This is a genomic window from Flavonifractor sp. An4 (genome assembly GCF_002161755.1).
In the GTDB taxonomy this organism is placed as follows: Bacteria; Bacillota; Clostridia; order Oscillospirales; family Oscillospiraceae; genus Flavonifractor; species Flavonifractor avicola.
This window is the reverse complement of record NZ_NFIL01000013.1, coordinates 62,304-69,393: the sequence shown is the minus strand read 5'-3', so window position 1 is coordinate 69,393 and position 7,090 is coordinate 62,304. Positions and strand designations below refer to the sequence as shown.

The 7,090-nt window shown below is 64.0% G+C and carries 7 protein-coding genes and 1 tRNA gene; 4 read left to right on the top strand and 4 right to left on the bottom strand.

The window, feature by feature from the left end:
* A partial coding sequence (locus B5F94_RS16895; RefSeq protein WP_242965628.1) for an AbrB/MazE/SpoVT family DNA-binding domain-containing protein occupies nucleotides 1-213 on the bottom strand: 213 nt, incomplete at its 3' end.
* Between the two features lie 152 nt (nucleotides 214-365).
* Nucleotides 366-1,802, bottom strand: a complete 1,437-nt coding sequence (locus B5F94_RS07735; RefSeq protein ID WP_087329164.1) for a 4Fe-4S dicluster domain-containing protein — start codon at nucleotides 1,800-1,802, stop codon at nucleotides 366-368.
* A gap of 204 nt (nucleotides 1,803-2,006) precedes the next feature.
* Between B5F94_RS07735 and selA the strand changes: the two genes are divergently transcribed.
* The 4 genes from selA (at nucleotide 2,007) to B5F94_RS07715 (ending at nucleotide 5,298) form a co-directional block, all read left to right on the top strand.
* Entirely contained in the window at nucleotides 2,007-3,356 is a 1,350-nt protein-coding gene (selA, locus tag B5F94_RS07730) for an L-seryl-tRNA(Sec) selenium transferase (protein WP_242965627.1), read from the top strand.
* Nucleotides 3,353-4,888 (top strand): selenocysteine-specific translation elongation factor, encoded by a 1,536-nt coding sequence (selB, locus tag B5F94_RS07725; RefSeq protein WP_087329163.1) that lies wholly within the window; start codon nucleotides 3,353-3,355, stop codon nucleotides 4,886-4,888. Before selA ends, selB begins: the two co-directional genes overlap by 4 nt.
* Before the next feature lie 13 nt (nucleotides 4,889-4,901).
* Nucleotides 4,902-4,997: transfer RNA gene (locus B5F94_RS07720), tRNA-Sec, on the top strand.
* 25 nt (nucleotides 4,998-5,022) lie between these two features.
* Nucleotides 5,023-5,298, top strand: a complete 276-nt coding sequence (locus B5F94_RS07715) for a GNAT family N-acetyltransferase (RefSeq protein WP_087329161.1) — start codon at nucleotides 5,023-5,025, stop codon at nucleotides 5,296-5,298.
* 82 nt (nucleotides 5,299-5,380) lie between these two features.
* On the opposite strand, the gene B5F94_RS07710 is transcribed toward B5F94_RS07715, so the two are convergent.
* Nucleotides 5,381-5,680, bottom strand: a complete 300-nt coding sequence (locus B5F94_RS07710; protein WP_087189376.1) for an AtuA-related protein — start codon at nucleotides 5,678-5,680, stop codon at nucleotides 5,381-5,383.
* A gap of 27 nt (nucleotides 5,681-5,707) precedes the next feature.
* A complete protein-coding gene (locus B5F94_RS07705) occupies nucleotides 5,708-7,054 on the bottom strand; it encodes an acyclic terpene utilization AtuA family protein (protein WP_087329159.1) in 1,347 nt (448 codons plus the stop codon).
* Nucleotides 7,055-7,090 lie beyond the last annotated feature (36 nt).

Sequence of the window (7,090 nt, the reverse complement as noted above, 5' to 3'; positions counted from 1 at the left end):
TTCGCCCGCAGGCAATCTCTGACTGAGAAAGAGGTAGAGGAAATCCGCCGCATCATCGAAAAATAAGGAGGTCCTGCCATGGAAGAGCTGTTCCTGACCCTGGTCAATCTCCAGGGGGTCGCCCTCCCGGATCCGCATGGTGCGGCGGATCTCCTTGGGGATCACGATGCGCCCCAGATCGTCGATCCGGCGCACGATACCAGTCGCTTTCATGTCGATTCTCCTCCTGCGGTTGTGGTTACGCCTCTTAGTATCCGCAGGTTTCTTTTGCCTATGCAGGCCGGAGGATGGTTTCATTTGGAATCCATAGAAAAAACCGTCAGACAGGTTTTCCTGTCTGACGGTTTGATGGGACAGAATGAGGATCAATCCTGGGACTCAGGCAGCTTTTCTGCCTCGGCCACAGCGCCCTCGATGGTGCGGCCCTCGGCCTGCTTGGCGTGACGGTCCACATCGCCCTGGTTCTTGGAAGAGCGGATGAGCTGCGCGGGGCCCTGGACACAGCCGCCCTCGCAGGCCATGCCCTCGATGAAGTTGAAATCGCCGATGCCCTTGGCGGCCTTCAGGAAGGCCAGCTTGCAGGCCTCAAAGCCGCTGCAGGGCAGGGGCTTGGCCTGGAAGGAGCTGTTCCGCTCCTTCAGGGCCTGGGCCACGGCGGCGGACACGCCGCCGCTGTGGGCAAAGGAACGGCCAAAGCCGCTGGCCTGATCCAGTTCGGTATACTCCAGCTTGGACACGTCGATGTTTTGAGATTCAAACATGGCGTACAGCTCTTCAAAGGTGAGGGCGATGTCCACCGCACCCATGGTCTTGCCCAGTTTGATCTCCATCTTCTTGGCCACGCAGGGCCCGATGAAGATGACCTTGGAGGAGGGGTCCTTCCGCTTGATGTACCGGGCGGCCATAATCATGGGAGAGGGGGTCTCGGAGATCAGATGGGCCTGGTCGGGGAAGTTCTTCTCCACATAGTCCACAAAGGCGGGGCAGCAGGAGGAGGCCAGCATCCCCTTCTCCTCCAGTTCACCGGCCTCGGTCTTGGCGGTCATATCGGCGCCCAGGGCCACCTCCACCACGTCGTGGAAGCCCAGCATCTTCAGGCCGGTGACCACCTGGCCCAGGTCGGCGGGGGCAAACTGGCCGGCGATGGAGGGCGCCACAGCGGCATAGACGTTGAAGCCCCACTTCTCTGCGCCCTGGAGCATCTGAATGGCGTCCACGATAAAGGACTTGTCCATAATGGCGCCGAAGGGGCACTGATAGATACAGGCGCCGCAGGAGGTGCACTTGGAGGGATCAATAAAGGCCTTCTTGTCCTCGCCCATGGAGATGGCGCCCGCCTTGCAGCCCCGCTCACAGGGACGGGTCTTCTTTTCGATGGCGCCGTAGGGGCAGGCGGTGATACACTTGCCGCAGGTAATGCACTTCTTGTGATCGATCTGGGCCTTGTGGTCCACCACAGTGATGGCGTCCTTGGGACAGGTGTGGACGCATCGGGTGGCGATACAGCCCCGGCAGGAGGGGCCCACGGTGATCTCGGTGACGGGGCACTCGTCGCAGGCGATGTCCAGCACCTCCACCAGGTTGGGGTTGGTCTTGTCGCCGCCCATGGCCATCTTCACACGCTGAGAGATGATGGCCCGCTCCTTATAAATACAACAGCGCATTTTGGCCTCGGGGCCGGGGATGATCTCCTCGGGAATATCCAGAATACCGGTCTGGAGATCGTCGTTCCAGGCCAGCCGGGCCACGGAACGCAGCACCTCATGCTTGAGTTCCTGTACGCTGGTTTCAAATACGCGCATTGGTCAACACTCCTTCCAATCATCATTCCTCTTCCAATTTCACTAACAGCATGATAACCGCAGGGTAAGTAACCTGTCAATTAGAATGTTACCTTGTCTTACACATATTTTTGCCCCTGTTTCTGAAAACCAAAAAGTTTATATGCCTGAACGGGAAAAACTGTGGTATACTGCAAACAAATGTCATGGTAGGGAGGTGATGTTGTGGGCAAATCAGACCTGTCAGTATTGCCCCGGATGGACGCATTGCTGGCCAGTCCGGCCCTGGTGGACAGCGGCCTGCCCCGCTCCGCTCAGAAGGCGGGGGCCAACCGGGTGCTGGACCAGCTGCGCCAGGCCATCCGGGCGGGAGAGACTCAGGTGCCTGAGCTGCATATCCTGGCCCAGCGGGCCCGGCAGGCGGCAGAAGAACTGGCCCGGCCCGGCCTGCGCCGGGTGGTCAACGCCACCGGCGTTGCCCTCCACACCAATCTGGGCCGGGCCCCGCTCAGCCGAAGGGCGGCGGAGGCGGTGGCCCAGGCGGCGGAGGGCTACTCCAACCTGGAGTACGACCTGACCGCAGGCAAGCGGGGCAGCCGCACCGGCCGGGTAGAGGAGCTGCTAAAGGAGCTCACCGGGGCGGAGGGAGCCTTTGCGGTGAACAACAACGCCGCGGCGGTGCTGCTCATGCTGTCTGCCCTCACTCCCGGCATGGGAGTGGCCATCTCCCGGGGAGAGCTGGTGGAGATCGGCGGCTCCTTCCGGGTGCCCGACGTGATGGCCCGCAGCGGCGCCCGGCTGGTGGAGGTGGGGGCCACCAACAAGACCCGGCTGTCCGACTACCAGCGGGTGTTGGAGAGCGGGGAGGCCCAGGCCCTGCTGAAGGTTCACCCCAGCAACTTCAAGGTGGTGGGCTTCACCCAGAGCGTGGGGGTGGAGGAGCTGGCCGCCCTGGCGGCCCGCTACCAGGTTCCTCTGCTGTGCGACCTGGGCAGCGGAGCGTTGGGCCCCGGCCCCTGGCCTCAGGACTACCCCACTGTGGAGAAGTGGGCGGCAGCTGCCGACGTGGTGTGCTTCTCCGGGGACAAGCTGCTGGGCGGACCCCAGGCGGGTATCCTGGTGGGCAAGGAGGAGGCCATCCGGCGGCTGAAAACCGACCCCCTGGCTCGCGCCCTGCGGCTGGACAAGCTGTCTCTGGCGGCCCTGGAGGCCACCCTGCGGGACTGGCGGGACGGGGTGTCCGTCCCTGCCCGGGCCATGCTGGAGACCCGGCCCCGGGACTTGCGGCAAAAGGCTGAGAGATTGGCCGCTCTGCTTACGCCCTTCTGCCCCTGTGAGGTGGTGGAGACCGCCGGGGAGGCGGGGGGCGGCACCCTGCCTGGGGAGGAGCTGCCCTCCTGGGCGGCAGCCCTGGACCCGGCGGCGGAGCTGGAGGCCTTCTTCCGGGGCTGGTCCACCCCCATACTGGGGCGTATCCATAAAGGGAGGCTGCTGCTGGACGTGCGCACCTTGCTGCCGGGGGAGGAAAATATCATCCGGGATGCCCTGGGGGCGTGGAAAGGAGAACGGCCATGATCCTGGGCACCGCGGGCCATGTGGACCACGGCAAGACCGCCCTGGTGAAGGCCCTCACCGGGGTGGACACCGACCGGCTGGCGGAGGAACGCCGCCGGGGCCTCACCATCGAGCTGGGCTTTGCCCCCCTGACCCTGCCGGGGGGACAGATGGTGAGCATTGTGGATGTGCCCGGCCATGAGAAATTTGTGCCCACCATGCTGTCCGGCTGTGCCGGTATGGACCTGGTGGTGCTGGCTGTAGCCGCTGACCAGGGCCCCATGCCCCAGACCCGGGAGCATCTGGCCATCCTGTCCCTGCTGGGCCTGAAAGGGGGCGTGATCGCCCTCACCCGGGCCGATCTGGGCATCAAACCGGGGGTGGAGGAGCAGGTGCGCGCCCTGGTGAAGGGCACCTTTCTGGAGGACGCCCTCATCATCCCCACCTCGGTGGTGACAGGGGAGGGGTTGGATGAACTGAAGAGAGCCCTGGCTGAGCTGGTCCAAAAGACGCCGGAGCGGTCGAACCGAGGAGACTATCGCCTCCATGTGGACCGGGTCTTTTCGGTGGCGGGCAGCGGCACAGTGGTCACCGGCACCCTCACCGGCGGCCCCCTCCGCCGGGGGGACAGGGTGCGCCTGTGGCCGGGGGACAGGATGGCCCGGGTGCGGGGCCTCCAGAGCCACGGTACCGATCAGGAGGAGCTGGCCCCCGGCAGCCGGGCGGCGGTGAATCTGGCGGGGGTGGACCGTGGGGAGGTGTCCCGTGGGGACACCCTGGCCCCGGCGGAGGGGCTTACTCTCACCCAGCGGCTGGATATGGCCCTGAAGGTGCTGCCTCAGGCCCCCTATGCCGTCAAAAACAATTCCACCCTCCATCTCCACCACGGCGGGCGGGCGCTGATGTGCCGGTGTATCCTGCTGGGCCGGGACAAGCTGGAGCCGGGAGAGGAGGGCTTTGCCCAGCTGCGGCTGGACCAGCCTCTGGCGGCGCTGCGGGGGGATCGGTTTGTAGTTCGCTTCTTCTCTCCGGTAGTCACCGTAGGGGGTGGGGTAATTCTGGACCTGGAGCCCCCCGCCAAGGGACGGATGGACCATGCCCGGCTGACCCGGCTGGCCGCCCTGGCGGCGGGGAAGGAACTGCCCCGCCCGGCGGAACCGGTCAGAGAAGCGCCGCCGCCCCCAGCGCCGGAAAGCGACCCGGAGCTGGAGGAGAAACTATGTGAGATCTACCGGGCTGCTGGACTGGAGCCCCCCGCCAACGAGGAGATAGAGCGGGCTTTCCCTGGTGGGGCCGCAGCCTGCCGCCGGGCAGGCAGAGCCCTGGCCGACCGGGGGGTGCTGACCCCGCTGTCCCCCAAGGTGCGGGCCTGGGGAGAGAGCTGCCTGGAGGCGCAAAACAGGATGAAGGCCCGGTTCGGCACAGAAATGTTCACTCTGGCCCAGGCCAGGGACCAGCTGGGGATCTCCCGCAAGTATGCCCTGCTGCTGCTGGAATACTGGGACCGGGTGAGAATCACCCAAAAAATCGGGGAGGGGCGGAGATTTCTGTAACTCCCCGCCATATGGGGGCGGAAGGGTATCTGGTGAGCCCCGCGGTCTTCAAAACCGTTGGGGACGGCGTTCCCGTCCTGGTGTGTTCGATTCGCACCCGCCCTCGCCATTTTTAAAATAAAGGAGGAAGCCCCATGGAATTTCAGAGTAAGCCTGGCCGGCTGTGGGCCGAGAATGAGGAGGGCAAGCTGATCGCTGAGATCACCTTCCCGGAGGACCGGCCCGGCGTGGCCAACATCGACCACACCTTTGTGGATGGCTCCCTTCGGGGCCAGGGAGTGGCGGGCCAGCTGGTGCAGGGGGCCGCGGACCAGATTCGCGGCCGGGGCATGAAGGCGGTGGCCACCTGCTCCTATGCCGTCAAGTGGTTTGACAGCCACCCGGACCAGCAGGATCTGCTGGCGGAGTAATGGGCACAAAAAGCGCTGGGCGCGGCCATTTGGCCGCGCCCAGCGCTTTTTATGAGGGAAAATAGGGAGAAACAGGGAGAGATCAGATCTCCATGTCCAGCAGGTAGGAGGACAGGCCCTTGCCGTGCATATCCACGGACAGGGAGCGGGTGACGCCGCCGCCCAGGGCGGCGTACATCACAAAGTTGAGGGCGTGGATGTTGGGCAGCTCATAGCGAACCACCTCGCCCTTGACCATGCCTTTGAAGTGCTCCTTCACCTTCTCAGGGGTGACCTTCTCCTTGAGCAGGTCGTAGTCCTTGGGGTCGTAGGCGATGAGGGAGATGTTGGAGATGTTGCCCTTGTCGCCGGTACGGGAGTGTGCAATATCCCAGAGTTTCATAGCAAATGCTTCCTTTCTGTCCCAGTATCAGACGGTGAAGATCTCGGCCTCGGGCTTGACGTCGTAGCGGCTCACCAAAATGGAGGCCACGGAAACGATGTCCCGGGTGCGCTTGACGGCGCCGCAGCCGCCGGCGGGGCCATTGGTATAGAGAGCCTCCACCTCGTTGCCGATGAGGTCGGCCTCAGCCTTGGTCTTGGCACGGCCGGCCACCCGCACCCGCACCTCGCTGGGCTCCTGGTTGTACTGGTAGTCGGGGTTCCAATACAGACTGTTGCAGCCGATGAGATCAAACTTCAGCTCATCAAACACGTTGGGAGCCACCAGTTCCAGCCGCTCCTTCAGGATTTCCAGAGCCAATTTGCCCCGGGCCACGCAGCCGGGACCGCCGTAGCTGATCTCGCCGTCGCCGATGAAGCAGTCCTTGTAGCCGATGGAGCACTTGAAGGTCTCGGTCTTGGGCTTGCCGGTGATGCCGGTGACCGCCACCTTGTCCTTCTCCACCTGGGTGAAGGTGATGTTCTTGCAGTTTGCCACCACGTCGGGGGTCAGATAGTTTTCGGGATCGTGGATCTCATAGCAGATCTGCTCGGAGCAGGTCTCCACGGTGACCATGCCGCCGGCCTCGGGCACCTTGGTAACGAAGAAGGAGCCGTCCTCGGCCACCTCGATGATGGGGAAGCCCAGGTGGCCCAGGCCGGGCACGTCCTTCTTGCCGGGCTCGGCGAAGTAGCCGCCGGTGACCTGGCCGCCGCACTCCAGCAGGTGGCCCATGATGGTGCCCTTGCCCAGTTTGTCCCAGTCGTCCAGGGACCAGCCGAACTCATGGATCATGGGTGCCATAAAGATGGCGGGGTCGGCCACCCGGCCGGTGATCACCACGTCGGCCCCCATGTCCAGGGCCTTCAGGATACCCTCCACACCCATGTAGGCGTTGGCGGAGACAATCTCGCCGGGGAGCTCCTTCAGGGGTTTATGGTTCTCCCACACCTCGGTGTCCATGTACTTGTCGATGACGGGCAGCAGGTCGTCACCGGTGACGCAGGCGATCTTCATGCCGGTGAGGCCGTGCTTGCGGGCGATCTCCACGCACTTCTGAGCGGCGGCCTGGGGATTGGCGGAGCCCATGTTGGTGATGAGCTTGACCTTGTGCTTCCAGCACAGGGGAAGGGCCTTCTCCATGCGGTGCTCCAGCAGGCCGTTGTAGCCCTTGGCGGGGTCCTTCAGCTTGGCCTGCTGGCCGATAGCGATGGTGCGCTCGGCCAGACACTCGTAGCTGATGTAGTCCAGATTGCCCTTCTCGATGAGTTCCAGGGAGGGCTCCAGGCGGTCGCCGGCATAGCCGGCGCCGCTGCCGATGCGGATGGTTTTCATAGAATGACTTCCTTTCTACGCAAACAGATGAATGGA